A 25,486-nucleotide genomic window follows, 5' to 3' on the forward strand; every position below is an offset into this window, starting at 1 on the left:
TCTCCCCTAGTTTTTTGGTTTTGTTTCGCCTTCCCAGGCCATCATGCCGCCTTCAACATTGACTGTTTTAAAGCCTTGCTCATCCAGGTACTTGCAGACGTTCATGCTGCGCATTCCTGAGCGGCAGATAAATACGTACTCTTTGTCTTTATCAAGGGTTTCCATTTTTTCAGGAATATCCCCCATGCGAATATGAACGGCTTGCGGGATCATGCCTTCCGCTACCTCTTCATCTTCTCTGACATCAATTAAATATAATTCTTCGTCCGCCTCAATTTTTTCTTTCAAAGCGGCTGTGCTGATTTCTTTTATTTCCAAAGAAAACACTCCTATTCACAGTGATCATGTTCAGTATATCAAAGTCAGCTGAACGATTGCCATTCTGAGACTGATGAAAAAAATCCCCTTTTGGCAAAGGGGATTTTTTCTAGGCTTAGTTTGCCACAATATTGACAAGCTTCCCAGGCACTGCGATGATTTTCCGAATCGTTTTGCCTTCAAGCTGCTCTTTGACCTTTTCATCTGCTTGAGCAAGCTGTTCCAGCTGTTCTTTCGTTGCATCGGCAGGAACCTGTAATTTCGCTTTTACTTTTCCGTTCAGCTGAACAACGATTTCAACTTCATCATCCACAAGTTTTGTTTCATCATATACAGGCCAAGCTTCGTAGGCAATTGTGCCGGAATGGCCAAGCTTCTCCCATAGCTCTTCCGCTAAGTGTGGCGCGACAGGAGAAAGAAGCTTCACGAAGCCTTCCATATATTCTTTCGGCAGTTCTGTTGCTTTATAAGCTTCATTAATAAAGACCATCAGCTGGGAAATACCCGTGTTGAAACGAAGGCCTTCATAATGGTCTGTGACTTTCATGACCGTTTCATGATAGACGCGCTCCAATGTTTCACCCGCGCCTTCAACGATTTTTCCATTAAGCTCACCGCTGTCTTCAATAAATAGGCGCCATACACGGTCAAGGAAACGGCGCGCACCGTCTAATCCTGATTCAGACCAGGCGATTGAAGCATCAAGAGGTCCCATGAACATTTCGTACAATCTCAGCGTATCAGCACCGTGAGAGGCCACGATTTCGTCAGGGTTGACAACGTTCCCTTTAGATTTACTCATTTTTTCGTTATTTTCACCGAGAATCATTCCTTGGTTGTACAGCTTTTGGAACGGTTCTTTCGTCGGCACTACGCCGATATCATAAAGGAACTTATGCCAGAAGCGGGCATACAGAAGGTGAAGCACGGCATGCTCTGCACCGCCGATATACATATCGACCGGAAGCCATTTTTCCAATTTTTCTGGTGATGCCAGCTGATCCGGATTGTGCGGATCAATATAGCGCAAGAAATACCAGCAGCTTCCCGCCCATTGCGGCATTGTATTCGTTTCTCTTCTTCCTTTTTTCCCTGTCTCAGGGTCTGTGACTTCCACCCACTCTTTAATGTTCGCAAGCGGTGATTCGCCCGTTCCGCTCGGTTTGATTTCATCCGTTTTCGGCAAAATCAGCGGCAGCTCCTCTTCAGGGACAGCTGTTGACGTTCCGTCTTCCCAATGAATGACCGGAATCGGCTCGCCCCAATAACGCTGGCGGCTGAAGAGCCAGTCACGAAGACGGTACGTCACTTTCTTCTCACCGTTTTTCGTTTCTTCCAGCCAAGCGATCACTTTCTCAATCGCTTCCTGTTTGTGAAGGCCGTTCAGGAAATCAGAGTTCACGTGCTCGCCGTCGCCAGTATAGGCTGCTTCCTCAACGTTCCCGCCTTTTACGACTTCCTTCACCGGAAGGCCGAATGTTTTGGCGAATTCAAAATCACGCTCATCGTGTCCAGGAACTGCCATGACAGCACCTGTTCCGTATGATGCAAGAACATAATCCGCAATCCAAATCGGCAGTTTTTCTCCGTTTACAGGATTGATCGCATACGCTCCTGTAAATACGCCTGTCTTTGTTTTCGCAAGATCTGTGCGTTCTAGGTCACTCTTTGATTGAATTTCTTTGATATAAGCTTCAACAGCTTCTTTTTGCTCTGCCGTTGTGATGTTTTCCACCAATGCGTGTTCCGGGGCAAGGACAGTGTATGTAGCGCCAAACAGCGTATCTGGTCTTGTTGTAAACACCGTAAAGGAATCATCATGTCCATCTATAGCAAAATGAACGTGAGCGCCTTCCGAACGGCCGATCCAGTTGCGCTGCATATCTTTAATGCTTTCCGGCCAATCAAGCTCTTCCAAGTCCTCAAGGAGCCTGTCCGCATAAGCGGTGATTTTCAGCATCCACTGCTTCATTGGGCGTCTCTCTACCGGATGGCCGCCGCGTTCGCTCTTGCCGTCAATGACTTCTTCGTTGGCAAGAACCGTACCGAGCGCAGGGCACCAGTTTACAGGCACTTCGTCAACGTAAGCAAGGCCTTTTTCGTATAGCTTTAAGAAAATCCATTGCGTCCATTTATAGTATTCAGGGTCAGTCGTATTGATTTCGCGATCCCAGTCATATGAGAAGCCAAGCGCTTGAATTTGGCGGCGGAAGTTATCAATATTCTGCTTCGTAAACACAGCGGGGTCGTTCCCTGTGTCAAGCGCGTACTGTTCAGCTGGCAGGCCGAATGCGTCCCAGCCCATTGGATGAAGGACATCATAGCCCTGCATGCGCTTCATGCGGGACAGAATATCCGTAGCTGTATATCCTTCAGGATGGCCGACGTGCAACCCAGCTCCAGACGGATAAGGAAACATGTCCAGCGCGTAAAATTTTTGTTTTTCATTATTATCAAGAGTGGCAAATGTTTTGTTTTCAAGCCAATATGTCTGCCATTTCTTTTCTATCTCTTTGTGCTGAAAACTCAAAGTAAAAACCTCCTTCTGATTGAATACGGCGTGTATGGTTCAAGTATTGACGGGAAGGAGAGGATTATATTCAGAATATTCCCAAACTAAAAAAAACTCCCTCATCCCAAAAAGGGACGAGAGACTTTCGTTTTCCCGCGGTACCACCCTCGTTAGCGCGGCATACGCCGCACTCACTTGATACTTTTAACGCAGTTATGCGTCAGCGGCTTTTCACCGCTGCAACTCTGAGGTGAGTTCGGAAACAAACTTGATTGACTTTCACCAGCCGTCAACTCTCTGCAACAATATCTGTTTCTTACTGCTCCTCTTCATTGTTCTTATCGCAACCGTAATCTAACTGTATTTTATAGAATTCTGTTCATAAGTGCAAGCAGGTTTGTATACAATGGGAATGTACCCTGAACGGGCGGAGATTGAGGACAATTATTCGGGTGGAGTTTTGGTTTGACGTTTGGACTCGGCCGGTTCGCCGCCGCTGTTCAGTTCTCTCACAAAGTCAAAACTTCTGAGAACAGCTTCACCGCCGTAGCCTGAGATAATGGATAAGATGACAAGTTGAATTCCTGAATCGGGGTCAGCGGATAATACAAGTAAAATGGAAGCCGTCATGCCGATAAACCAATCTTCCAAAAATCCAAGGTAGATAAACCGCTTCGTCATTCTGGGCTTCTCCAGCCTGCCTCTCTTTTTCACATGACCGAGAATCCCCATGATTCCTCCAATTACACAAGCAATGAGTACCTGATGCAGCATCTTCATCATCACCTTCCTAAAGCCCTTATTTCGTAAAGCGACTTCAGGCCATCCAGCCCCCTTAAACGATTCCGATGATTTTCGATATCTACATACCGGCAAATCTGTAAAAAGCTTGTTTCTTCCATTATATGTGAACACATGATCGGTAAGCTTGATGCATTGGATTCATTTTTCACCCAGTGACATTGACCTAGTCACCTATTTAGCATGTAGAAAACCTTTCCGTTCATATGTTCAAATTCTGTTCTTATTTTTAGTGTATACGAGGACAAGCCCTAATGACAAACAACAAACTGCACTTGCTTGAATCAGAACATGTGTTGTGCTACGGTTACTGTAGAATTCATTTTAAAAAGGGGAATATCAGGCTTTCGCATAGCAAGCTGACGGCCTAAGGGGGATTTATATGGCTAGTTTTCAATCATTTGGGATACCAGGACAGCTGGAAGTCATCAAAAAAGCGCTTGATCACGTGCGAGTCGGTGTGGTAATTACAGATCCCGCACTTGAAGATAATCCTATTATCTACGTAAATCAAGGCTTTGTTCAAATGACCGGCTACGAGACCGAGGAAATTTTAGGAAAGAACTGCCGCTTCTTACAGGGGAAACACACAGATCCTGCAGAAGTGGACAACATCAGAACCGCTTTACAAAATAAAGAACCGGTCACCGTTCAGATTCAAAACTACAAAAAAGACGGAACGATGTTCTGGAATGAATTAAATATTGATCCAATGGAAATAGAGGATAAAACGTATTTTGTCGGAATTCAGAAAGACATCACCAAGCAAAAAGAGTATGAAAAGCTTCTCGAGGATTCCCTCACGGAAATTACTGCACTTTCAACTCCTATTGTCCCGATTCGCAATGGCATTTCGGCTCTTCCGCTAGTCGGAAACCTGACAGAGGAGCGATTTAATTCCATCGTTTGCACATTGACGAATATCTTATCAACATCCAAAGATGATTATTTGATCATTGATTTATCCGGATTGGCCCAAGTGAACGAACAAACGGCCGACCAAATTTTCAAGCTGAGCCATTTGCTGAAATTGACCGGAACTGAGTTAATCATTACCGGCATTAAGCCTGAATTGGCCATGAAAATGAATAAACTGGATGCCAATTTTTCGTCGCTGAAAACATATTCAAATGTAAAGGATGCTGTTAAAGTGCTTCCGATTATGTAAAAAGATCCCGCTCATCCGGCGGGATCTTTCAGATTGTTGACAAAATCCTAAAATGGTTTTCATTTTAGGATTTTGTCATCTTTTCAGCGTGATTGAAAACCCTTGAAGTCTAGGAAGGACGAGCATAGGAGCGGAGCGAATGTTCTAATTCGTGAGCACCGAAGCGCAGGCCTGACAACGAATGCGAGGGTTTGTCGACACGCTGAAAGATCCCGCTCACCCAGCGGGATCTTTTATTATGAAGAGATTGATGCCTGCTTATTTGTTTCTTTAGCTGATTTTAGCCGTTTGTCATATAGAAGCGTTGTGGCAATACTGATCAGCAGCAATACCAACAGAGATAAAACAAGAGCCCTAATGCCGTAATGATCGACAAGCACTCCTCCGAACAGGGGACCAATCATTCTGCCGCCTGTCGCCGCACTGTTGACAAAGCCTTGATAAAAGCCTTCTTTCCCTTTAGGGGCAAGCTGATTGGCAATAGTCGGCACAGCAGGCCAAACAAGCATTTCTCCGATAGTCAGGATTACCATCGCAGCGAGAAACATCGGAAATTGCTTTGCAGTCAGCAGCATGCTGAAAGACACAATAAAAATGATAAAGCCGATGACCATTTGCGCTTTTAGCGACTCGGCCCATTTTTTCACCACAAAACTGACGAGCGGCTGGCCGAGCACAATGAGAATTCCGTTAACCGTCCACAGCACGCTGTATAAGGAAAGAGATATTCCAATGCTTTGTGTGTACGAAGCAATTGTGGTTGACCACTGAGAATAAGCCAGCCATCCGAGTACATAGCCTCCGCTTAAAATGATCAGTGCGGCAAATTTTGCTTTGCTGTTCACAGCATCATAATCAAGCACAGACGTTTGGGACGCATCTCCCGTCTGAATATTTCGAAATCCGAAATATACAATAAAGAAAAAGACCAGATACAGCGCGGCATTTGCCAAAAATACATATGAAAACGAGAAAGATGCCACGATACCGCCAAGCGCTGAACCGACGGCCACGCCCGCGTTTTGCGCGACATATATCGCATTAAATGCCTTCCTTCCCCCTTCAGGCCATACCGATCCCGCCATTGCGTAGCTGGCCGGAAAAACAACACCGGAGCCAAAGCCCACAATCGTCAGCAGCACAATATAGGCTGGCCAATCATGAAAAAAGACAAGACCCATCAGGCTTGCTAACGTAATGGCTATCCCAAGCATAATCGATTTAAAACCGCCGATTTTATCAAACAAAAAACCTCCGCATAAATTACCAGCCACACTGGCGCCGGAATTCAGCATCAGGACAAGTCCGGCTACTGTTAACGACTTTCCTAAATGATTATGGATATAAATCGTATTCAGCGGCCATAAAAAAGAAGCACCCGTCACATTGATAAACATTCCAATGACTAAAATTTTAAGAGCACGCGGCATACTCATCCCCCTTTCTTACCTAAAAAAGCTCATGAAAAAAACGAAACCTAAAACGGCTCCGTACGAATCCAGTTATCATAGCACATTCATTCTATCTGTCTCTCTCACATTTTTCAACTGATGAGCGTGAAAAAATCTAACAAATATTGTTTGAAAAATGTAAAATAAATAGAAAAAGGGGTCATATTATGGAAATGGTATTAGCATTCTTAGGTTTTCTGGCATGTCTCATTGCACTGGGCTATGGATTATATCACCTTGTCAGATATGTACTGAAAAAGGAAAAACGTTTCTCCAAGAGACTTTTTTGGCCGCTTTTCATTGGAGGCCTTGTGCTGCTCTTTACCGGGGCAGCATTGGCAGAACCTGACACTTCCGCAGCAAATGCCGAGAAAAAATATTCAGCGCTAAACGCCGAATATAAAAACCTCACAAAAGAGCATGAAGAACTTGAGAAAGAATATAAATCTGTCAGCTCCGAAGCAAAGAAATTAAAAGACAACAAAGAAGATCAAGACAAGCTTGAAAAGCTTAAAAACGAAAATAGCGATCTAAAAAAGACTCAGAAATCATTAAAAGCTGAGATTAAAGAGCTTCAAGAAAATCAAAAGCAGCTCAAAGAAGATGCAAAAACGGCAAAGGCTGAAAATGAAACACTCCGACAAGATAAAACAAAGCTTGAAAATCAATTAAAAGAGACGGAAAGCCAAACTGCCAGTTCTCATGAAGACACTGGAAGTTCTTCAAACAATACGAGTAAAAGTGATGAAACCAAAACAGCTGACAAAGCAGAAGGCTGTAATATCAAAGGAAGCAAAAACGGCATCTACCACACGCCAGGCAGTACATACTACGACCGGACAACCGATCCGGCTGAAATGTTTTGCTCAGTTGAAGAAGCTGAAGCCGCCGGTTATCGGGCGCCAAAACGATAAACAAAAAGCTCCAGAATGTCTGGAGCTTTTTCTGTTTCACAACGACGATTTAATGACCTTCTTATAATAAAGAACTGACAGAAAACCAAAAATGGAGTAGAGCGCAGTATATAACACCATCACCATAATCATAGGCGCCCATACCTCTGATCCGAATAAGAACCAGCCGGATTGGACGGCAAAGTAACTGTGGAAGAGGCCGACAACGAGCGGAATGCCGAAGTTGTACATTTGTTTGATGCGTATCCCCTTTATCAGGTCGCCCTGCGTAAAACCGAGTTTTCTTAAAATCGTATAGCTCGGTTTTTCATCTTCACTTTCTCCCATTTGTTTAAAATAAAGGATACAACCTGATGTAATCAGGAACGTTAACCCTAAGAAGCCGACGATGAACATCACCATACCAAACAGTGATTTTTGCGCAGCGCTTGTATCCAGTCTTGATAAATGCTCGTTTTTCTTGTTCACCTGTTGAAAAAGCTCATTTGCTTTTTCCATTTGATCTTCATGTTTCACATTGATGCCGATAAATGTAGATTGCGCCAGCTGAATGCGGGGGTCTTTATCCTTGTCCAGCTGTTTAAACAGGCTGTCATCCACAATGACAGCGGGCATGCCCCCGCTTGTAAACGTGTAGGATACAAGAAACTCTTCTCTTAATCCTTTATATTTTAATGGCTGCGCCTCATGCTTGCTTTTTACTTTAATAACACCAGAGTCCTTGAAAACCATTATTTTTTGCAGCAAGTCGGTGTATCCTGAGAAAACGGCTTCTCCAGCCGCCACATCGACTCCTTTTACATCTTTGTCGCTAACAACAGCAAGCTGCATATTGCCGGGATCGCCCTGCATCTCTTTCGGAGTTCCATCCATGATATTTGCAATGTCAACATTTGCTTGCAGGACAGGTGTTGCTTTTTTTACAAACGAGATGTTGCTTTCACTCAAATTGTTTTCAAATAACTTGGCATCTTTCTCATTCATGAATGAAAAATCAGCCGCTACATTTTGTTCAGCGGTCTTTTCCGACGAGTAATACGAGATGTAAGCAAGAGATAACAGCCCGATGGCGAGCGCTGAAACGGTTGTAATAATCGTCAGCAGCAATGCGTTCGATTTCATTCTGAACATGATCGATGACAGTGACAGAACCTCAGAAATATTTAAGTAACCGCCCTTGCTTTTTCGAATGATATTCGAGATAAACGTAACTGATCCTTTATAAAACAAAAACGTCCCGATAATGACGCTCCCCAGAATGAAGCTCATCGCAACAAACAGTTCATTAATGGTCTTAAATTTTCCGCCAAACAGCTCAGAAGACACATAGTATCCTGTCAAAATCAACACGATGCCTAAAGCGCCGATCAGCATTTGGAAAAATGATATTTTCTTCACTTTGTCTTCAGTGGAGGACGTTACTTTAAACAAAGATAAAATACTCTGTTTTTTGATAAACGTATAATTCATGATCATGATCAAAAGGTAAATGCCGCAGAACACAATGACCGTTTGGACCAAGGCCTGCTCAGAAAAATGCAGTTTCGCATCCGCTTTGACATCGACAATTTTGAACAGAATCATCAAGACAAGCTTCGATATCGAAAACCCGGCCGCTACCCCGATCGCTAATGAACCGAAATACAGCATGACATTTTCTGCACTTAAGATGCGAAAAATTTTATGCTTCGTCATTCCAATCAATTGAAACAGCCCGATTTCTTTACTCCGTCTCTTAATAAAAATCGTATTGGCATATAAAATGAAGATCGCCACAACAGCCACAAGCAAAATCGAAGCGGTTTTAATAGCCGCGGCTCCCTTGATCGAAGCCTTCACTTCGTTAATTGCTGGGTCATACTGCAGCGTGACAAAGGCGAAATAAAGCGCCACGCTAAAGATGAGCGCAAACACATACAGATAGTAATTACGAAGATTCTTTTTCAAATTTCGCAGGATGAGCTGATTAATGTTCATGCTGCACCCCGCCTAACACGCCTTGCGTTTTCATAATATCCTGGAAAAACGTTTGCCTGTCCTGGCCCCCTTTATTCAGCTGTGTATACATTTGCCCGTCCTTAATAAAAATGACTCTGCCGCAGTAGCTGGCAGCGACGGGATCATGGGTAACCATAATAATCGTCGCGTTGCGTTTTTGATTGAGCTGGCTCAGCTTATTTAATAGATCGGAGGCCGATTTCGAATCGAGCGCGCCGGTCGGTTCATCAGCGAAAATAATGCTCGGGTCATGAATAAACGCTCTTCCAGCGGATGTTCTCTGCTTCTGGCCGCCGGAAATTTCATTCGGGTATTTATCCCGCAATTCATATATTCCCAGTTCCTTGGCAACTTCCTCAAACTTGCGATTGGCTTCCTTTTTTGATAGTTTCGTGATCGATAAAGGCAGAAGGATATTCTCTTTCACTGTCAATGTGTCTAACAAATTGTAATCCTGAAAGATAAAACCTAAATGCTGTTTTCTAAATTCAGCCAGCTGCTTTTCCTTCATAGCCGTCATGTCATTTCCATTAATATGAATGGTTCCGTGACTGACCTGATCGATTGAGGACAGAACGTTGAGCAAAGTGGTTTTTCCCGACCCGGAAGCACCCATAATACTGACGAATTCGCCCTTTTCAATGTGAATATCGATGCCCTTCAGCACTTCCTGTTTATTCAGCTTGTTTCCATAACTTTTTCGAATTTTATTCGCTTCTAAAATCACCATTTACGCAGTCTCCTTTATATTGGATAATCTCATTATAAAAAGGAATGCCGGGCTTTTCCTTCGATACGGCGAACAAAAAAGAAAAGCATGTGACATTTTCGTCACACGCTTATGACATGTTCAAATTGATTCCGTATTGGAAAGGTTAATGTAAAAACTGTTCCCGCACCAAACTCCGACTCAACATCAATATGGATCAATAACGGCGCCGCTGCTTTTTTTGCCAAGTACAGCCCCATGCCAGTTGATGCTTGATCATGGTGATCCGTTGTGGATGTAAACCCTTTATCAAAAATACGCGGTACATCTTTTGGATCAATGCCCCTGCCACAGTCCTTCACTTGGAGCTGCGTCTGTTCCCCTTTTTGAAAGCTTTTGATCTCGATTTCAGAGGCTTCGCTGTATTTCACCGCGTTTGTCAGCAGCTGCCTGATGATAAACGCCAGCCATTTTGCATCGCTCAGCACTTCTTTGGCATCGAGCTGTATGTCAAAACCGATCCCTTTTTGGATACACCACGATTGTAAATCTTTGATTTCTTTAAAAATCAAAGGCTGAAGCTGAATGAATTCTACTGACAGGTCGTTTTCAATAAATGAAATGCGTTTTTGATGAAGCTGCTGATCAAGAAGCAGGTGAATACGCAGCCATTCATATGACAGCTGGGATTTCAGTGCTTTTTCTTCCATTCTATCAATGATTAAATGCATCGCTGTTAATGGGGTTTTGACCTCATGTATCCATGCCATCAGCTCATCTTTTTCATTTTCCAATGCTAAGCGATGCCGTGCTGCGGTCTGCTTCAAGTGTTCTGTTTGCCCGGCAATGCTTCTTTCAACCATTGCTTCAAACGGCGTTTCCGGTTCATTTATGGCTGTCACATCGAGATTGTTCTCCCATGTTTTCAAGCTTTTATAAAACGCTGTTTCTTTCCGATAGCGGAACCAAAGGAATATGATAAAAAACAAGATGCACAAATACACCATATAAAGTACATTCCCAAATGATATGGAAGGATCGACAAAAGCAATGAACAGCATCAAAGCCTGCTGAAACAAAAACGCGGCAATCCAGCTCCGCCTTTCGATAAGGAATGCTTTAATCATAAAACTTGTCCTCTTCCTTCGCGATGTAGCCCTGGCCCACCTTTGTCTCGATATATGCGCCAAGCTGCAGGGCGTCCAGTTTTTTTCGCAGGCGATTGACATTGACGGTCAGCGTATTATCACTAACAAAACGCTCATCGTTCCACAAGCTTCTGATCAGCTCTTCCCGGCTGACGATCTTGTTTTTTTGCTCTATTAATTGTTTTAGAATGAACATTTCATTTTTGGTCAGTTCAACAGATCCTTTGTCATTGCTGACGAGGTTCTGCTCCGCGTCTACAGCAGCGCCGCACCACGTTTTAATCGTACTCGGCTCCATATTATAATGGTGCACACGCCGGAACATCGCTTGGATTTTCGCGATCAGTACATCAAAATGAAATGGCTTTTGAATAAAGTCATCTGCCCCGAGCTGCATGGACATCACCATATCAGCAGGATGATCCCGGGAGGATAAAAAGAGAATCGGAACATTTGACCGGGAGCGGATCAGCCGGCACCAATGAAAGCCGTCAAATTTAGGCAGCTGTACATCAATAATGACACAATCAGGATTAACCGCCGCAAATTCCTGCAGCACCTGACTGAAATCCTGAATGCCGTATACATCATAGGACCATCCCGTTAAACGATCCTTGATTTCATGAAACAGCGATTCATCATCTTCAATCAGCAAAAGTTTAAACAATCGACTCACCGCACTTTTTCCTTTTTTATCAAGTGTATAGCAAAACGCCAGCATGTGCTATAGAAAAAGCCGGCTGTCTCAGCCGGCTCGTTCACATTATAGTTCTCTTCTCAAGGCTGTCAGCACGTTGGTTTTTGTTGCTTTTCTCGCCGGGTTCATTCCGGAAATGACTGCGACCCCTCCGCAAATCACAACGGCAATGATCACAAGACTCGCCGGGATGTAGGAGAATGTGTAATTCAAGTCGCCCGCATCACTTCCGCTTGTGGCCGCAAGAATCATCGGAACGGCCAGGTTGACAAGGTAGCTCACGCCGTAAGAAATGATAATCCCAATCACACAGCCTAAAATTCCGATATACGCGCTTTCCATCAAGAACATTCGGCGAATGATTGACGGGCTCGCCCCAATCGCTTTCATAATGCCGATCTCTTGCGTTCTCTCTGTCACCGCCATCGTCATCGTGTTAAAAATGCCGATCGCTGAAATGATAACTGCGATACATCCGACAAAGATCAGTCCGATTTTGAAGACCATGAAGAAGGTATTGGCTCCCTCAAGTTCGGTAGTCACTGATGTGACATAGTACCCGTCATCTGTTAGATCATTTGTCAGCTGTTCCACATTCTCAAACTTATCAGCAAAAACACCAATGTTCGTTTCAACATTTCCGCCTTTGAAATCTAAAAATTCCGAAAAATCTTTTTTGAATTGATCACTGATAAAAATATTTGAGTCCTCCATCCAGTCTTGAGATGGTTTTTTTGTAATACCGACAATTTTAAAGTCATATGTTTTTGTTTTTGTAACATCCCCTGTTTTAGAATCTGTCTTCGATACACTTAGTTCAATTGTTTTATTTAGAATATCTTTCGTATAGCCCTTTGGTTCTTTTATATCTTCTGGATTTCCTTTTGCTTCCTCGATTTTTTTGTTATATTCTTCCGATTCTTTTTTCGTTAATAATCTCTTTGCGAAGTCGTATCCTACTACGATTTCATTTTCCGACTTTGCGACTCTTCCCTTTTCCAATTCCATATTGGCCTTTAATTCATCATTCATATTAGTAAAAATGAGATTTGAGCTTTCATTTGTACGATTGCCTAAAGTAGCTTTGTTTGGTTCATACACTTGCGTTCTTTCTACAACTGACCTTACGTGATCATACTTCTCTAAATCAGCTTTTTTAATCGGCTTGTCTCCTTCCTTGCCCATTACGCTGACTTTCGTTACAATCTGCTGGCTCATTGTCATATCTGTAATCGTCTTTTGAATCCCAAATCCAACGGACGACAACACAACCAAAAACGCACACGCCATTGTTGTCGCCAGAATCGTCATAAAGACGCGAAGCCTGTTTTTCTTCATATTTCTTCTGATAAAATGAACCTGATCCTTAAACCTCAACGGTAATTCCTCCTTTTAGCACACCATCATGAAGCTGAAATTTTGAATGTCCGATAGAAGCGACTTCATCATCGTGAGTAATGATCACAAATGTAATGCCACGCTCACGATTCAGCTGCTGGATCAATTCCAGCACTTCATGTTCCGTTTCTGAATCAAGGCTTCCCGTCGGCTCATCCGCTAAGATAATCGAAGGATTTAAAATCAATGCTCGAGCAATACTGACACGCTGCTGCTGGCCGCCTGACAGTTCATTCGGATAATGAGCGGCGTGGTTTTCCAGACCGACGCGTTTCAGCATGTCCTGCACCTTTTGCTTCCGCTCAGATGGCTTGATTCCTTTTAACGCCAGCGGCATTTCCACATTCTCATACGTCGTTAAGCCCGGAATGAGCTGAAAGCTTTGAAAAATAAACCCGAAATGGTCAAGCCGAAATTGCGCCCATTCCTTTTCATTAAACCCCGTAACATCAGTGCCATTAATGACAATCCGCCCTTTTGTCGGCGATATGTAGCCGGAAATCAAATTCAAAAGCGTTGATTTCCCTGAGCCGCTTCGCCCGACAATACAGGCGATCTCACCTTTCGCCACGCTCAATGAAACATCCTTCAATACTGGAACTTCATTCTCACGGCCCTTTTTTCCGATCTTGAAAGAATGGTCGATATGCTGAACATCTATCATAAGTTCTCTCTCCCTTACAAAAGTTTCGTTTTTTTATAAATCGCAAAATAACTAATCAAGAAACCGATTACCGCACCTGCAGCCATGCCAATGAGATAACCGGCAAAGCTCTCGCTTGCAGTAAATCCAAAATAGCCGAAGCCCATGATTCCTATGATAATAACGATGATCTGCACCGGGCGGTTAAGCGGCTTCCATAAGAAGAAATATCCGTTTCTTTCATTAGACATTTTAACAAAGCTAATATAGCCGATGATGAAAAAAATGATAGTCATGATAGCCGGAATGACTAAATAATATGGTGAATTCTCAGCCCATTTCGAGTCTACATAAATTATCGGAATGAAATACTGCACCCATTTAGGTACTGGACCATGGATAAAATCTATTGATCCGCCAAAAAGGATCTCGAGGTTGATCGCAGGCAGGCTGATGAGCAAAAATGGCGAAATGGCCACGGTAAATGAGACTAGAAGCTGTGAGAAACTATTGCCTGTCAAAGCTCCTCCGGCCATAACAAGCGAATAAGCCAGCATGCTGACAATGATCATTCCAAGGCTGTAATTGTGAAAATAAACGGCCTGATCTGGCTTCAAAAGCATGATCAGCAAAACAGACAAAACATAACCTATGAGCTGCGGCACCACAATCACCATTCCGCCGGTAAAGAACTTCGCGTTAAATATCTGCCCTCGTGTATAAGGAAGGCTTAATGTAAAATCAAAAAAGCCCTTGCTTCGTTCAATCCCAAGCTGGCTGACCGCCAAAACGACTCCCCAAATCCAAAACAATGAGATAAATGAGCTGTTTAAATAATCAACGCTGAATACGCAGGGGCCGACCCAATTTTCTTTTCCAGTGACACAGCCTTGATAGATGAGATACATATTTAAAATTGATAATGGATTACCAAATATAAAAGCCAAAATGGTGATAACTAAGGCGACTTTATTCTGCCGCCACTCTTTGTAAAGCAGTCCGGAATCCGGCAACTCACTTCCCTCCAAACCTAAGGCATTTCTTACACTTTTGTTTTCTTATATATAGAGAAGTAGCTCACAAAGAATCCAGCCACTGCCCCAATGATCATACCCAAAATATAACCAATAATGGAATGTCCGGTATAGTATCCAAACAAACCAAATCCAAGAATACCAAAAGCCATAACCAGAATTTGCACCGGACGGTCTAATCTGTTCCATAAGAAAAAGTGTCCGTTTCGTTCACTTGGAAGCTTTTTGAAGCTTATCAAACCAATCAAGTAAAACAGAATGCTCATGGCAGCTGGAATCATTAAAATATATTTACTATCGATAAGCCAGTCACTTGCAACATAACCAATGGGCACAAGATATAATAAATTGCTCGTCAGAGAGAAATACACCTCCGGGGAAGGGAACATTTCCCATATATTCACACCAAAAACAACTTCAAAGTTTCCAACCGGCAATGCAACAATTAAATACGGCAATACCGCAGCAGCAAATGCCGTTAATAACTGGGCAAAAACATTCCCCGTTAATGCACCAGCAGCCATCAACAAACAATAAGCCATAAAACTAATCACAATTACTCCAACGCTGCTGTGCTCAAAAAAGTAGACGTGTTCAGGGTTATAGACAAGAATCAGCAGCCACGCAAATAAAAAGCCAATTAATTGCGACAGCACAATCACAAAACCGCCTAACCAAAATTTCGTCTGAAAAATTTGGCTTCTGTTATATGGGAGGCTTAATATAAAATCCATCGTGCCTTTCGAACGTTCCATTCCGAGGAAGCAGACCGCCAAAATGACCCCCGGCACCCAGTTGATATCTATTAGATTGCTCCTATGATAATTCACAATAAATTCACAATATTGCGGGTCTTGATGAGCCAGACACCCTTGATAAGACAAATACGTATTAATGATAGAAAGCGGATTTGCCAGCACTAAAAACGCAATACTTAGCAAAATCACCACTTGATTCTGTTTCCACTCTCGATAGAGGAGACCTCGGTCTACCATCTCCGCTTCCCTCCAAACTTCGCAATGAACACTTCTTCCAGGTTGACAGGAAGCTCATTCCATACTTTTGGCTTCAGCTCTCTCAAAAAGCTCTTTTTCTCCTCATCGCTTTTCGGTATCAGCACTGTGTAAAACACGCCGGCCTGATCGAGCATCGGAATGTTTTGCTCTCTGATGGCCAGATTGACATCTGTGTCAAACGCCATTTGTATTTTGATGTATTCTTCTTTTAATTCATCAAGATCCATGACGTTGGTCAGCCTGTTATCTTCAAGAAAGCCAATTCGGTTGCACATCCGCTCTATGTCTTCAAGCCGGTGGGACGTAATCAGGATACTCGTATCACGCTCTGCCACTTCATCGACCATCAGCTGCAGCACATCATGTCTAGTTACCGCATCAATACCATCCGTCGGCTCATCAAGGAGGATCAGCGCCGGTCTCGCCGCAAACGACAGAACGAGCGACAGCTGTTTTTTCAAGCCTGTCGACAGCTCACGGTATTTTTTCGTTTCTGGAATTTCGTATCTGTTCATCAGTTCATTCGCGTACGTGACATCAAATTTCGGATATATTCTTCTCAGGATATCAACAAGCTGCTTGTATGTATACTTGTCGTAAAAAGGATTTTGAACAGGCATGTAGATGATATTTTGTTTGACCTTCGGGTGCTTTTTGATTTCTACGCCGTCAAATAAAATCGTTCCGCTGTCAGCGAAAATGATTTGCTGGATTAAGCGAAGCATCGTCGTTTTCCCTGATCCGTTGCGTCCAAGCAATCCAAAGATTTCTCCTTTTTCGATTGTTAATGAAACATCTTTTAATACTTGATTGCCGTCAATCGCTTTTGACAGCTGCCGTAGTTCAATCATTTTTTTTGCCTCCCTTCACATCAGCGCTGATTTCCTTTATCCATTCGTGCAGTTTTTCCAGCTCAACCCCTGCATAGTGTGCATCGATGATGAGCTGTTTGAGTTGCTCTTTAATCATCGTCATCTTCCCTTCAACCAGTGTCGTTTTTGCATTCTCCGATATATAGGTCCCTCTGCCCCGCAGCGTTTCAATAATCCCCTCTCGCTCAAGTTCTTTATACGCTTTGCTGACAGTGTTCGGATTCGCAATAATGATCGTTGCCAATTCTCTGACAGAAGGAAGCTTATCACCAGGCTTCATGATCCCTTTCAAACAAAGCTCTTTCATTTGCTGAATAATTTGTTCGTAAATGGGTGTTGAGCTTCTTGGATCGATTTGAATCATTTACTTCCCTACTTTCTATACGATCTGAACCTTTTATAGATAAAAATGATCAATTATACTTTTTTGCCATTCAAAACCGATCATCACAAGAACAAGAAAAAAAGAACAAGCGATCACAGATGCCGCAATCAGCATTGGCACGTTACGTTTGTTTCGTTTTTTATGTTTCATAACTGCCTCCCTTAATGTCAATATATAAATGATTTTATATTAGTGTCTATAGTGTATTACTTCAATTAGTACACTTAATACAATAAATACTTTGACTCACAAAGTCAATCCTTTTTTTACAAAAAAAACGGACCCTTTTAAAAGGGTCCGTTTTCCTACACATCAAGAGGGTGCTGCAGGATCATATTATTTTGCAAAGATTGAAGCTGAAGTCTCATTCTGTACAGCTGTTCTCTCTGCTGATCATTTGACGACAGCCATAGTTTATTCAAGGCATTTACCGCATCTTCTAGCTGCATTTGTGCATCACTATATTCTTGATCGTTATAATGCTCTTGTTTAGAAGCGATTTTCAGCTGTTCTTCAGCATAATCATAGGCCTGCATACATTGCTGGAGATGTTCATCTACTGATTGTCTTGTTGCCACAGTAACCCCTCCTCTTGGTAATGGAAATCATCCATCATTCATATTGTAGCCTCATCTGACTTTATTCAATAAAGTAATTTATGGTCGATATTCATTTGTTCTCTTGTGAAATGCGTGCTACAATTTTAGGATGCAATCGTACGCAAGGAGGCACATGAATTGTGATGCAGAACAATCCTTTTCCTTATTCAAATACGGAAAAACGCTATCATACATTGAATTATCATCTCAGAGAACATTTCGGCCATAAGGTGTTTAAAGTAGCGCTTGACGGCGGTTTTGACTGTCCGAATCGGGACGGCACCGTAGCCCACGGAGGCTGTACTTTTTGCAGCGCAGCAGGCTCCGGCGATTTTGCCGGGAACCGGGCCGATGATTTAATTACGCAATTCCATGACATCAAAAACCGCATGCACGAAAAATGGAAGGATGGCAAGTACATCGCTTATTTTCAGGCTTTCACAAACACTCACGCCCCGGTTGAGGTGCTTCGTGAGAAATTCGAATCCGTCCTCTCCTTAGATGATGTGGTCGGCATTTCGATCGCCACACGCCCGGACTGTCTGCCTGATGATGTCGTTGATTACTTGGCAGAGCTGAATGAACGTACGTATTTGTGGGTGGAGCTTGGGCTTCAAACAGTTCATGAACGGACTGCACTTCTGATCAACCGTGCACATGATTTTAACTGCTATGTGGAAGGCGTCAATAAATTAAGAAAACACGGCATACGTGTCTGCTCGCATATTATCAACGGGCTGCCTTTGGAAGACCGGGACATGATGATGGAAACGGCAAAGGCCGTCGCAGATTTGGATGTCCAGGGCATTAAAATCCATCTGCTTCACCTACTGAAAGGCACGCCGATGGTCAAGCAATATGAAAAAGGAAAGCTGGAATTTCTTTCTCAAGATGATTATGTGCAGCTCGTCTGCGATCAGCTTGAGATCATTCCGCCTGAAATGATCGTCCACCGCATTACAGGTGACGGACCGATTGAGTTGATGATCGGGCCAATGTGGAGCGTCAACAAATGGGAAGTACTTGGCGCCATTAATAAAGAGCTCGAAAACCGAGGCAGCTATCAAGGAAAGTTCTTTCAGCGGCTTGAGGAGGAATCAGCGCTATGATTTTGAAGAAAATTCTTCCCTACAGTAAAGAACTGCTGAAAATGGCCGCGGGAGAAGGAGATATTGTCGTAGATGCGACAATGGGCAACGGACATGATACACAGTTTTTAGCGGAGCTTGTCGGTGAAAACGGCCATGTGTACGCATTCGACATCCAAGAATCAGCCGTGGCCAATACAAAGGAACGGCTTGGTGACATGTATCAAGCGCGAACAACGTTATTTCACAAAAGCCATGACAAAATCGCTGAATCCCTCCCGCCTGAAACACATGGCAAAGTGGCGGCCGCGGTATTTAACCTCGGCTATTTGCCGGGCGGGGACAAATCAATTACGACAAACGGCAGTTCTACGATCAAAGCAATTGAACAGCTTCTCAGCATCATGAAAGACGAAGGTCTGATTGTTCTCGTCGTCTATCATGGCCACCCGGAAGGCAAAGCTGAAAAAAACGACGTGCTCGAGTTTTGCCGGGACTTGGACCAGCAATCAGCCCGTGTATTAACTTACGGGTTTATCAATCAGCAAAATGACCCGCCATTTATTGTCGCAATCGAAAAAAAAGCTCAGATCAGCAAATGATTTGAGCTTTTTTCTTTGAGTTTTTCATCCAGGATATTTTTTGAAATTTCCGGTAGGCTCTGCCGTTGATATAAAAGAAAAAGGAAGTTTTTCCGCTGGCTTTGATCAGCTTCCTTGCGAGCCGGCCCATTTCCTTTTGGCCCGCCACTTTATCATCCGACAAATAAACGCCAAGCAAGCCGCGATTGATTAAACGATGGAAGTTTTCATGCGGAATGCCTTGTAAATGCTCGTCGGCTTTATAGATAAAGTGTTCAAGCCGATTCATCATCTCTTCATGAGACTGATAATACGAGCAGAAATTCAAGTCTCCTTCCAGCAAGTCCTCCTCTTGATCAATCAAATAATCAAGAAGAATATGAAGACCCTGTATGTAAGGAAAATAACTGTCGCGGATTTTTTTAGCGGTGCTTTCTGTGAAATCAGGCTGGAACGAATACGCAACCAGACAGAAAATGCCTAACGTTGAGCCTGCACAGGCTGAAAATTCATACCATTCCATCTCAGGCAGCTCTGATTCATATTGAGTAAACCACTTTTCAAGCCGCGGAACACGCTCATGCTCAATAACGTGCTTATGCACCTGCAAATCGCAATAATAGCCGCACAGTTCAAGCAGATAAGGTTTAATCATGTCATAGTGCTCAATGGAACCAAGGACACGCTGGCACGTTTTGACCAGTTCGTGCAGATATCCGCTGTCATCCTGTTCTTCCCTGAATTGATAATAGTTTTGCAGTTCCGCCCCAACTGTCAGTGCATCCTGCATTGAGGCATGGAGCATCCGAAAATCCTGCGGGTCCAGCGAGGTGCTGCGGTCACACAGATTGTCCAAATAATCACTAATCGTTTGATACGCGATGATAAACTCGACACATTTCTGTTTTTGGCTGCCTGACAATAAGGCCAGTATGCCGCCGCCTTCACAGTGAAACGTTTTGTCCCGAATACTTGCGGTTGCCTGTGCTTTCAATTCACTGTTATGAATCGATTCTGATTTTTGCTTCCATATGTCCAGCTCTTGATGAACGAGCGGAAAAATATCTCGATATACCTTTGCCATCAATCCAAAAGGATGTTCCGGTACTGTCAACACATGCACCCCCTACTAGTTCAAATATATTGATCAGTAAACGCTCTTGCTGCTTTAAAAACATCTTCTCTCTCGGGTTCATTGAAGATCTCATGGTAAAGCCCTTCCCACTCTCTGTATGCTTTATTATGAGAAGCAACACCATTAAACCACTTGATGACCATCGTTTTGTCAACAAGCTTGTCATCACCGGCTTGCATCACAAGAAGCGGAACTTTCAAAAATGCCTCTGTCGGCACCATTGCCGATTCAATTGTCTTTAAAAGCTCTCTGTACCATCTGACAGAAACTTTCCTGACGTATAACGAATCATTTTGGTCAGCCTCAATGACGTCCTCATTGCGCGTCGCCATATCAATTGATAATCCCGAATCAACCTTAAGTGACGGAGCGATGACATTCAGGCCTTTTGATGCAAGATCAAGCGCTTTATTCACTTTAATTTGCAGTCCGAGACACGGTGATGATAAAATAATTCCCGTAATCTTGGGATTTCTTTGCTGTTTAATCCATTCAATCGCGACCAGACCGCCCATGCTGTGACCTAGAAGAAAAACCGGCAGATCAAAAGTTCGCGCTTTATCTATCCAAGCATCTACTTCATCAATGTATTCTTGAAACGAGCGAATATGCCCTCTCGCTCTTGTCGTTGTTCCCTGTCCAGGCAAATCGCCCATGACAACGTGATAACCCGAAGACCGCCACATTTCAATCAGCCATTTATATCGTCCGTGATATTCACTTGCCCCGTGAATGATTACAATCACTGCAACAGGTCTGTCTGCTTTCCAGGTCCACATGTTCTTCACCTCATACGAAATTTAAATAGAGAAAGAAGGATGAATCTTATGATCTACCCTTATAAGGAACACAAGCCAGATATCCACCCAACAGCCTTTATAGCTGATAATGCAACAATTACCGGTGATGTCGTGATCGGAGAACAGTCCAGCATTTGGTTTTCTGTTGTCATAAGGGGAGATGTTGCGCCGACCAGAATCGGAAACAGAGTCAATATCCAAGATTTAAGCTGCCTCCATCAAAGCCCGAACAAGACGCTGCTCATTGAAGATGACGCCACGATAGGCCATCAGGTTACACTTCATAGCGCTGTTATCCGCAAGAACGCCTTAATCGGGATGGGCTCAATCATTTTAGACGGAGCCGAAATTGGCGAAGGCGCTTTTATTGGTGCCGGCAGTCTTGTCCCGCCCGGAAAAATCATTCCGCCTGACCATCTCGCCTTTGGCCGCCCTGCAAAAGTCATCCGCCCTTTGACGGAAGAAGACCGAAAAGATATGCAAAGAATACGGTCAGAATATGTAGAAAAGGGCCAATATTATAAATTTCTTCAACAAACATAAGACCTGCTTCGTCTTACTTTACCATTTTTCAAATTATATTTGAAAGCAATAACCATCGTTAACCCGGACGTCATAACAGTTCGGGTTTCGATTTTTCCATAAAACGTTCACATATAGCATGAAACGTATGACTTTTATCTTATCACAAAACTATAAACAGCCTCTGCAAAAACACATACCTATTCTTTCCTGTTCTCTATTTTCTATGAGCACACACAAAAAGAGCCCACTGGGAGCTCTTTTTGTCAGCTGATATTTCGTTCGCTGGCAGCAGCTGCATTTTTTTTATGAAACCCTTTTCCATAGTACACAGCCAGCAAGATGAGAAACCATATCGGCCCGATAATCACGGCTACTCTTGTATCAGGGCTGTAAGCCATAAGAATGACGACGAATGCTAGAAATGCCAATGACACATAAGACGTAAACGGAAATAAAGGCATTTTGTACTTTAATTGTTTCTTTTCTTCCGGCTTCAAACTTTTCCTGTATTTTATTTGAGAAAGCAAAATGATTGCCCACGTCCAAATCGCTCCGAACGTCGCAATACTTGTAACCCAAGTAAATACCTTCGCAGGGACAACATAGTTTAACAGCACTCCGACTAATAAAGCGCCCGCTGAAGCCAGAACAGCTTTACCCGGGATGCCGCCTTTCGTCAGCTGACCATATGCTTGTGGCGCCTCTTTCTGTTCCGCCAAGTTAAACAGCATCCGCCCTGTGCTGAAAATACCGCTGTTGCATGAAGACAGCGCGGCTGTCAACACGACAAAGTTAATGATACCTGCGGCCGATGGAATGCCCACTTTTTGAAATGTGAGAACAAATGGACTTCCTTGAGAGCCAATTTCCTGCCACGGATAAATAGACATAATGACAAATAAAGCGCCTACATAAAAAATCAAAATCCGCCAAAATACTGTATCGATTGCTTTGGCTAACGATTTTTGCGGGTTTTTTACTTCGCCAGCCGTCACCCCGATCATTTCAATCCCTAAATAGGCGAACATGACCATTTGAAGAGACAATAGAACCCCTTTTAAACCATGAGGGAAAAATCCTCCGTTGTTCCACAAATTGCTGATTCCAGTTGCAATGCCCCCATTGCCGACTCCTGCAATAATCATCAATAAACCGACAGCAATCATGGATAAGATCGCAACAATTTTAATCAATGCGAACCAAAATTCCAGCTCACCGTAAGCTTTGACAGCCAGGAAATTAACACCCGTCATAATGACCAGTGCCGATAATGCCCAAATCCAGTTTGGCACGTCAGGAAACCAGAACCCCATATAGATGCCGACAGCAGTAATTTCGGCCATACAGGTGACAACCCATAAAAACCAGTAGTTCCACCCTGTTAAATAGCCTGCAAGCGGTCCCAAATAATCACGCGCATACCTGCTGAAGGAGCCTGCGACCGGTTTTTGAATGGCCATTTCCCCAAGCGCTCTCATAATAAAAAACATGACCAGGCCGCTTGCGGCATACGCTACCAAAATACCAGGCCCTGCTAATTGAATAGCTGATGCGGAGCCGAGGAACAACCCTACTCCTATTGCAGCTCCTAAAGACATTAAAGAAATATGCCTTTCTTCGAGTCCGCGGTGCAGCTCTTGTTTTTGTTTTTGCATGCTTTCTTCTCCCCTAGAAAAAAATTCATTAAATCATTTTTCTGAATATTTCGTATGAATTGGGTAAACCAATGATGATGGAGAAATAAAAGGATAACAACAAGGCTTTCGACTACTCGAAAGCCTTGTTGTCTGTTACACAAAGATGACTTCTTTAGGCTGATGGCTCAGCTCTTCAGGCATATACCGTTTTTCAATATTGATGCTGTGCCAGATCATAAAGATTAGCACAGTCCAAATTTTACGGCTGTTATCAGCCTTGTCCGCACAATGGTCTTCAAGAAGCTGAAGGACATAATCCTTATGGATATAAGCATCCGTTTGGCTTTCCTGAATAATATTCCGCACCCATTCGTTCATTTCGTTTTTCAGCCAATGACGGATCGGTACAGGGAAACCAAGCTTTTTGCGGTTTAATACGTGCTCAGGCACAATTCCTTCAGCGGCTTTGCGAAGAAGATACTTCGTCGTGCCGTTCTTCGTTTTCAGCTCATCAGGAATTTTTGAAGCGACGTCGAATACGACTTTATCCAAGAACGGCACACGCAGTTCCAAAGAATTCGCCATCGTCATTTTATCCGCCTTTAACAAAATGTCGCCGCGCATCCAAGTGTGGATATCGACATACTGCATTTTGTTGATATCGCTGTACGAGCTGCTTTCTGTAAAGTAAGTCTTCGTCACATCGCGATATGAAAGGTTCGGATTATAATGCTTCAACAGCTGCTTTTTGACAGACTCTTCAAAGATTTTCGCGTTACCGATATAACGATCCTGAAGCGGAGTACAGCCGCGCTCAAGCAGGCTCTTTCCTCTCATACCTTCAGGCATAACGGCAGCAACGTGCAGAAGCATCTTTTTCAAGCCGGACGGAATCCGTTCAAACGGTTTAAGCGAAAGCGGTTCACGGTAAATGTTATATCCGCCGAAGAGCTCATCCGCTCCTTCACCTGATAAAGCAACCGTTACATGTTTTTTCGCTTCTTTTGCAACAAAGTACAACGGAATCGCTGCCGGATCAGCAAGCGGGTCATCAAAATGCCATACGATCTTCGGAAGCTCATTCATGTATTCCTCAGGCGAAATGACTTTGCTGATATTTTCGATGCCCAGCGCCGCTGCAGTTTCTTTCGCTACATCAACCTCACTGAAGCCCTGCTGTTCAAAGCCGACAGAGAATGTTTTTAAGCTTGGATGAAATTCCTTCGCAACAGACACAATAAAGGAAGAATCAATCCCGCCAGACAGAAACGAACCGACAGGAACGTCACTTCTCATATGAACGTTTACAGAGTCATAGATCGCGTCTCGGACTTCTTTCACAAGCTTGTCTTCTTCAGTCTGAACCGGCTTGAAGTTCGCTTTGAAATACGTTTTGAATGTGATATCGCCGTCCGGGCGGATTGTGAATTGTGAACCCGGCTCTACTTTTTTCACATGGGCATCAAGCGTGCTTGGTTCAGGAACAAATTGGAAAGACATGTACTGCTGCAATGCCTCTTTATCTATTTCAATATCATTCTGAGCAACCATTAAACTTTTTCTCTCTGAGGCAAAATAAACCTGATCATTGATCGTTGTGTAGTACAACGGTTTAATGCCGAATGGATCTCTTGCCCCATAAAGCACATGATCGTTTTTATTCCAAATCAGAAAGGCAAACATACCGCGCAGTTTGGACGCCGCTTCTTCTTTATAGTGACGGTAAGTCGCAAGAAGAACCTCTGTGTCCGAATCCGTGTTGAATGTGTACCCCTTTGCTTCAAGCTCTTCTCTCAGTTCAATATAGTTATAGATTTCTCCGTTAAAGATAATCCAATATGTTTCATCTTCATATGATAAAGGCTGTCCGCCATTTTCTACATCAATAATGCTGAGCCGTCTGAATCCGAAGCCGACGTGCTCATCATGGAAATATCCATCACTGTCAGGACCGCGGTGAACGATCATTTGGTTCATTTGTTTGATTAGTTCTTCTTGATCAGCGGTTTGAGCTAACGGATGCTTGTTAAAAACCCCGACAAATCCACACATAGTAT

25 protein-coding genes and 1 other annotated feature are annotated in these 25,486 nt (G+C 43.3%); of the genes, 5 read left to right on the forward strand and 20 right to left on the reverse strand.

All coding sequences use genetic code 11. The annotated features are described in order from the left end of the window. Window positions 1–6: 6 nt before the first annotated feature. The 3 genes from MKX71_RS15450 to MKX71_RS15460 all read right to left on the reverse strand — a co-directional run bounded on the left by MKX71_RS15450 (window position 7) and on the right by MKX71_RS15460 (window position 3,610). Entirely contained in the window at window positions 7–318 is a 312-nt protein-coding gene (locus MKX71_RS15450) for a rhodanese-like domain-containing protein (protein ID WP_004398993.1), read from the reverse strand. A 115-nt stretch (window positions 319–433) separates the two neighbouring features. After that, window positions 434–2,848, reverse strand: coding sequence for a leucine--tRNA ligase (leuS, locus tag MKX71_RS15455; RefSeq protein WP_003246072.1), 2,415 nt, complete (start codon window positions 2,846–2,848; stop codon window positions 434–436). Window positions 2,849–2,957: 109 nt separating this feature from the next. Continuing rightward, window positions 2,958–3,172 (reverse strand) — a binding site (T-box leader). A gap of 102 nt (window positions 3,173–3,274) precedes the next feature. Beyond that, window positions 3,275–3,610 (reverse strand): DUF4257 domain-containing protein, encoded by a 336-nt coding sequence (locus MKX71_RS15460; protein ID WP_003246114.1) that lies wholly within the window; start codon window positions 3,608–3,610, stop codon window positions 3,275–3,277. 403 nt (window positions 3,611–4,013) lie between these two features. Here MKX71_RS15460 and MKX71_RS15465 point away from each other — a divergent pair, with 403 nt between their 5' ends. Next, entirely contained in the window at window positions 4,014–4,799 is a 786-nt protein-coding gene (locus tag MKX71_RS15465) for a blue-light photoreceptor (protein ID WP_003229169.1), read from the forward strand. A gap of 236 nt (window positions 4,800–5,035) precedes the next feature. Here MKX71_RS15465 and MKX71_RS15470 read toward each other — a convergent pair whose 3' ends face one another. Further along, the gene (locus tag MKX71_RS15470; RefSeq protein WP_069322835.1) at window positions 5,036–6,229 is read right to left on the reverse strand and encodes an MFS transporter; all 1,194 of its coding nucleotides are present in this window, start codon (window positions 6,227–6,229) and stop codon (window positions 5,036–5,038) included. A 188-nt stretch (window positions 6,230–6,417) separates the two neighbouring features. On the opposite strand from MKX71_RS15470, the gene MKX71_RS15475 reads away from it, so the two are divergent. Then, a complete protein-coding gene (locus MKX71_RS15475; RefSeq protein ID WP_048655239.1) occupies window positions 6,418–7,164 on the forward strand; it encodes an LMBR1 domain-containing protein in 747 nt (248 codons plus the stop codon). Window positions 7,165–7,200: 36 nt separating this feature from the next. Here the strand turns inward: MKX71_RS15475 and bceB are convergent, their stop codons facing one another. The 12 genes from bceB to MKX71_RS15535 all read right to left on the reverse strand — a co-directional run bounded on the left by bceB (window position 7,201) and on the right by MKX71_RS15535 (window position 17,642). Further along, on the reverse strand, window positions 7,201–9,141 hold the full coding sequence (bceB, locus tag MKX71_RS15480; RefSeq protein ID WP_339187633.1) for a bacitracin ABC transporter permease BceB: 1,941 nt from the start codon (window positions 9,139–9,141) through the stop codon (window positions 7,201–7,203). Next, window positions 9,131–9,892: a bacitracin ABC transporter ATP-binding protein BceA gene (gene bceA, locus MKX71_RS15485; RefSeq protein WP_003229137.1), complete on the reverse strand. Its 762-nt coding sequence runs from the start codon at window positions 9,890–9,892 to the stop codon at window positions 9,131–9,133. Before bceA ends, bceB begins: the two co-directional genes overlap by 11 nt. 101 nt (window positions 9,893–9,993) lie before the next feature. Next, window positions 9,994–10,998, reverse strand: a complete 1,005-nt coding sequence (gene bceS, locus MKX71_RS15490; RefSeq protein ID WP_024573099.1) for a two-component sensor histidine kinase BceS — start codon at window positions 10,996–10,998, stop codon at window positions 9,994–9,996. Continuing rightward, entirely contained in the window at window positions 10,991–11,686 is a 696-nt protein-coding gene (gene bceR / locus MKX71_RS15495; RefSeq protein WP_029318284.1) for a two-component response regulator BceR, read from the reverse strand. The genes bceS and bceR overlap by 8 nt, the downstream gene beginning before the upstream one ends. Before the next feature lie 96 nt (window positions 11,687–11,782). Beyond that, window positions 11,783–13,093, reverse strand: a complete 1,311-nt coding sequence (gene ytrF, locus MKX71_RS15500; RefSeq protein WP_029318285.1) for an ABC transporter permease YtrF — start codon at window positions 13,091–13,093, stop codon at window positions 11,783–11,785. Continuing rightward, window positions 13,083–13,778 carry an ABC transporter ATP-binding protein YtrE gene (gene ytrE / locus MKX71_RS15505; RefSeq protein WP_151262389.1) on the reverse strand — a complete coding sequence of 232 codons (696 nt, stop codon included), beginning with the start codon at window positions 13,776–13,778 and terminating at the stop codon, window positions 13,083–13,085. Before ytrE ends, ytrF begins: the two co-directional genes overlap by 11 nt. Before the next feature lie 14 nt (window positions 13,779–13,792). After that, window positions 13,793–14,770: an ABC transporter permease YtrD gene (gene ytrD / locus MKX71_RS15510; RefSeq protein WP_339231295.1), complete on the reverse strand. Its 978-nt coding sequence runs from the start codon at window positions 14,768–14,770 to the stop codon at window positions 13,793–13,795. Window positions 14,771–14,799: 29 nt separating this feature from the next. Continuing rightward, complete coding sequence (gene ytrC, locus MKX71_RS15515) at window positions 14,800–15,786, reverse strand: ABC transporter permease YtrC (RefSeq protein ID WP_339231296.1); 987 nt, start codon at window positions 15,784–15,786, stop codon at window positions 14,800–14,802. Continuing rightward, window positions 15,780–16,658, reverse strand: a complete 879-nt coding sequence (ytrB, locus tag MKX71_RS15520) for an ABC transporter ATP-binding protein YtrB (RefSeq protein WP_003229123.1) — start codon at window positions 16,656–16,658, stop codon at window positions 15,780–15,782. Before ytrB ends, ytrC begins: the two co-directional genes overlap by 7 nt. Further along, complete coding sequence (gene ytrA, locus MKX71_RS15525; RefSeq protein WP_003229121.1) at window positions 16,651–17,043, reverse strand: GntR family transcriptional regulator YtrA; 393 nt, start codon at window positions 17,041–17,043, stop codon at window positions 16,651–16,653. Before ytrA ends, ytrB begins: the two co-directional genes overlap by 8 nt. Window positions 17,044–17,076: 33 nt before the next feature. Beyond that, on the reverse strand, window positions 17,077–17,214 hold the full coding sequence (locus tag MKX71_RS15530; RefSeq protein WP_003229119.1) for a hypothetical protein: 138 nt from the start codon (window positions 17,212–17,214) through the stop codon (window positions 17,077–17,079). Window positions 17,215–17,369: 155 nt separating this feature from the next. Then, entirely contained in the window at window positions 17,370–17,642 is a 273-nt protein-coding gene (locus tag MKX71_RS15535; protein ID WP_003229117.1) for a YtzC family protein, read from the reverse strand. A 161-nt stretch (window positions 17,643–17,803) separates the two neighbouring features. Here MKX71_RS15535 and MKX71_RS15540 point away from each other — a divergent pair, with 161 nt between their 5' ends. Next, complete coding sequence (locus tag MKX71_RS15540) at window positions 17,804–18,772, forward strand: TIGR01212 family radical SAM protein (RefSeq protein ID WP_021480354.1); 969 nt, start codon at window positions 17,804–17,806, stop codon at window positions 18,770–18,772. Next, window positions 18,769–19,353, forward strand: a complete 585-nt coding sequence (locus tag MKX71_RS15545; protein ID WP_014480625.1) for a class I SAM-dependent methyltransferase — start codon at window positions 18,769–18,771, stop codon at window positions 19,351–19,353. Before MKX71_RS15540 ends, MKX71_RS15545 begins: the two co-directional genes overlap by 4 nt. Here MKX71_RS15545 and tbcS read toward each other — a convergent pair. Together tbcS and ytpA are read right to left on the reverse strand one after the other, a co-directional pair. Further along, window positions 19,343–20,446, reverse strand: coding sequence for a tetraprenyl-beta-curcumene synthase (tbcS, locus tag MKX71_RS15550; protein WP_021480355.1), 1,104 nt, complete (start codon window positions 20,444–20,446; stop codon window positions 19,343–19,345). The two genes, MKX71_RS15545 and tbcS, sit on opposite strands and share 11 nt — an antisense overlap. Before the next feature lie 20 nt (window positions 20,447–20,466). Beyond that, on the reverse strand, window positions 20,467–21,246 hold the full coding sequence (gene ytpA, locus MKX71_RS15555; RefSeq protein ID WP_003229109.1) for a phospholipase YtpA: 780 nt from the start codon (window positions 21,244–21,246) through the stop codon (window positions 20,467–20,469). 48 nt (window positions 21,247–21,294) lie between these two features. On the opposite strand from ytpA, the gene MKX71_RS15560 reads away from it, so the two are divergent. Continuing rightward, window positions 21,295–21,810 (forward strand): gamma carbonic anhydrase family protein, encoded by a 516-nt coding sequence (locus MKX71_RS15560; RefSeq protein WP_003229106.1) that lies wholly within the window; start codon window positions 21,295–21,297, stop codon window positions 21,808–21,810. 245 nt (window positions 21,811–22,055) lie between these two features. Here the strand turns inward: MKX71_RS15560 and alaP are convergent, their stop codons facing one another. Both alaP and asnB read right to left on the reverse strand, forming a co-directional pair. Beyond that, window positions 22,056–23,447, reverse strand: a complete 1,392-nt coding sequence (alaP, locus tag MKX71_RS15565) for an alanine permease AlaP (RefSeq protein WP_003229105.1) — start codon at window positions 23,445–23,447, stop codon at window positions 22,056–22,058. Window positions 23,448–23,582: 135 nt separating this feature from the next. Beyond that, on the reverse strand, window positions 23,583–25,481 hold the full coding sequence (gene asnB, locus MKX71_RS15570) for an asparagine synthase (glutamine-hydrolyzing) (RefSeq protein ID WP_004398625.1): 1,899 nt from the start codon (window positions 25,479–25,481) through the stop codon (window positions 23,583–23,585). Between the last annotated feature and the right edge of the window lie 5 nt (window positions 25,482–25,486).

The sequence above is a fragment of the Bacillus sp. FSL M8-0071 genome, assembly GCF_037975455.1.
GTDB classification, from domain to species: Bacteria; Bacillota; Bacilli; order Bacillales; family Bacillaceae; genus Bacillus; species Bacillus subtilis.

Coding starts and splice junctions, on each gene's coding strand:
- MKX71_RS15460 (WP_003246114.1), bottom strand. CDS start 3,610: ATGAAGATGCTGCATCAGGTACTCATTGCTTGTGTAATTGGAGGAATC.
- MKX71_RS15465 (WP_003229169.1), top strand. CDS start 4,014: ATGGCTAGTTTTCAATCATTTGGGATACCAGGACAGCTGGAAGTCATC.
- MKX71_RS15470 (WP_069322835.1), bottom strand. CDS start 6,229: ATGCCGCGTGCTCTTAAAATTTTAGTCATTGGAATGTTTATCAATGTG.
- MKX71_RS15475 (WP_048655239.1), top strand. CDS start 6,418: ATGGAAATGGTATTAGCATTCTTAGGTTTTCTGGCATGTCTCATTGCA.
- bceB (WP_339187633.1), bottom strand. CDS start 9,141: ATGAACATTAATCAGCTCATCCTGCGAAATTTGAAAAAGAATCTTCGT.
- bceA (WP_003229137.1), bottom strand. CDS start 9,892: ATGGTGATTTTAGAAGCGAATAAAATTCGAAAAAGTTATGGAAACAAG.
- bceS (WP_024573099.1), bottom strand. CDS start 10,998: ATGATTAAAGCATTCCTTATCGAAAGGCGGAGCTGGATTGCCGCGTTT.
- ytrE (WP_151262389.1), bottom strand. CDS start 13,778: ATGATAGATGTTCAGCATATCGACCATTCTTTCAAGATCGGAAAAAAG.
- ytrC (WP_339231296.1), bottom strand. CDS start 15,786: ATGGTAGACCGAGGTCTCCTCTATCGAGAGTGGAAACAGAATCAAGTG.
- ytrB (WP_003229123.1), bottom strand. CDS start 16,658: ATGATTGAACTACGGCAGCTGTCAAAAGCGATTGACGGCAATCAAGTA.
- ytrA (WP_003229121.1), bottom strand. CDS start 17,043: ATGATTCAAATCGATCCAAGAAGCTCAACACCCATTTACGAACAAATT.
- MKX71_RS15530 (WP_003229119.1), bottom strand. CDS start 17,214: ATGAAACATAAAAAACGAAACAAACGTAACGTGCCAATGCTGATTGCG.
- MKX71_RS15545 (WP_014480625.1), top strand. CDS start 18,769: ATGATTTTGAAGAAAATTCTTCCCTACAGTAAAGAACTGCTGAAAATG.
- ytpA (WP_003229109.1), bottom strand. CDS start 21,246: ATGTGGACCTGGAAAGCAGACAGACCTGTTGCAGTGATTGTAATCATT.
- MKX71_RS15560 (WP_003229106.1), top strand. CDS start 21,295: ATGATCTACCCTTATAAGGAACACAAGCCAGATATCCACCCAACAGCC.
- alaP (WP_003229105.1), bottom strand. CDS start 23,447: ATGCAAAAACAAAAACAAGAGCTGCACCGCGGACTCGAAGAAAGGCAT.
- asnB (WP_004398625.1), bottom strand. CDS start 25,481: ATGTGTGGATTTGTCGGGGTTTTTAACAAGCATCCGTTAGCTCAAACC.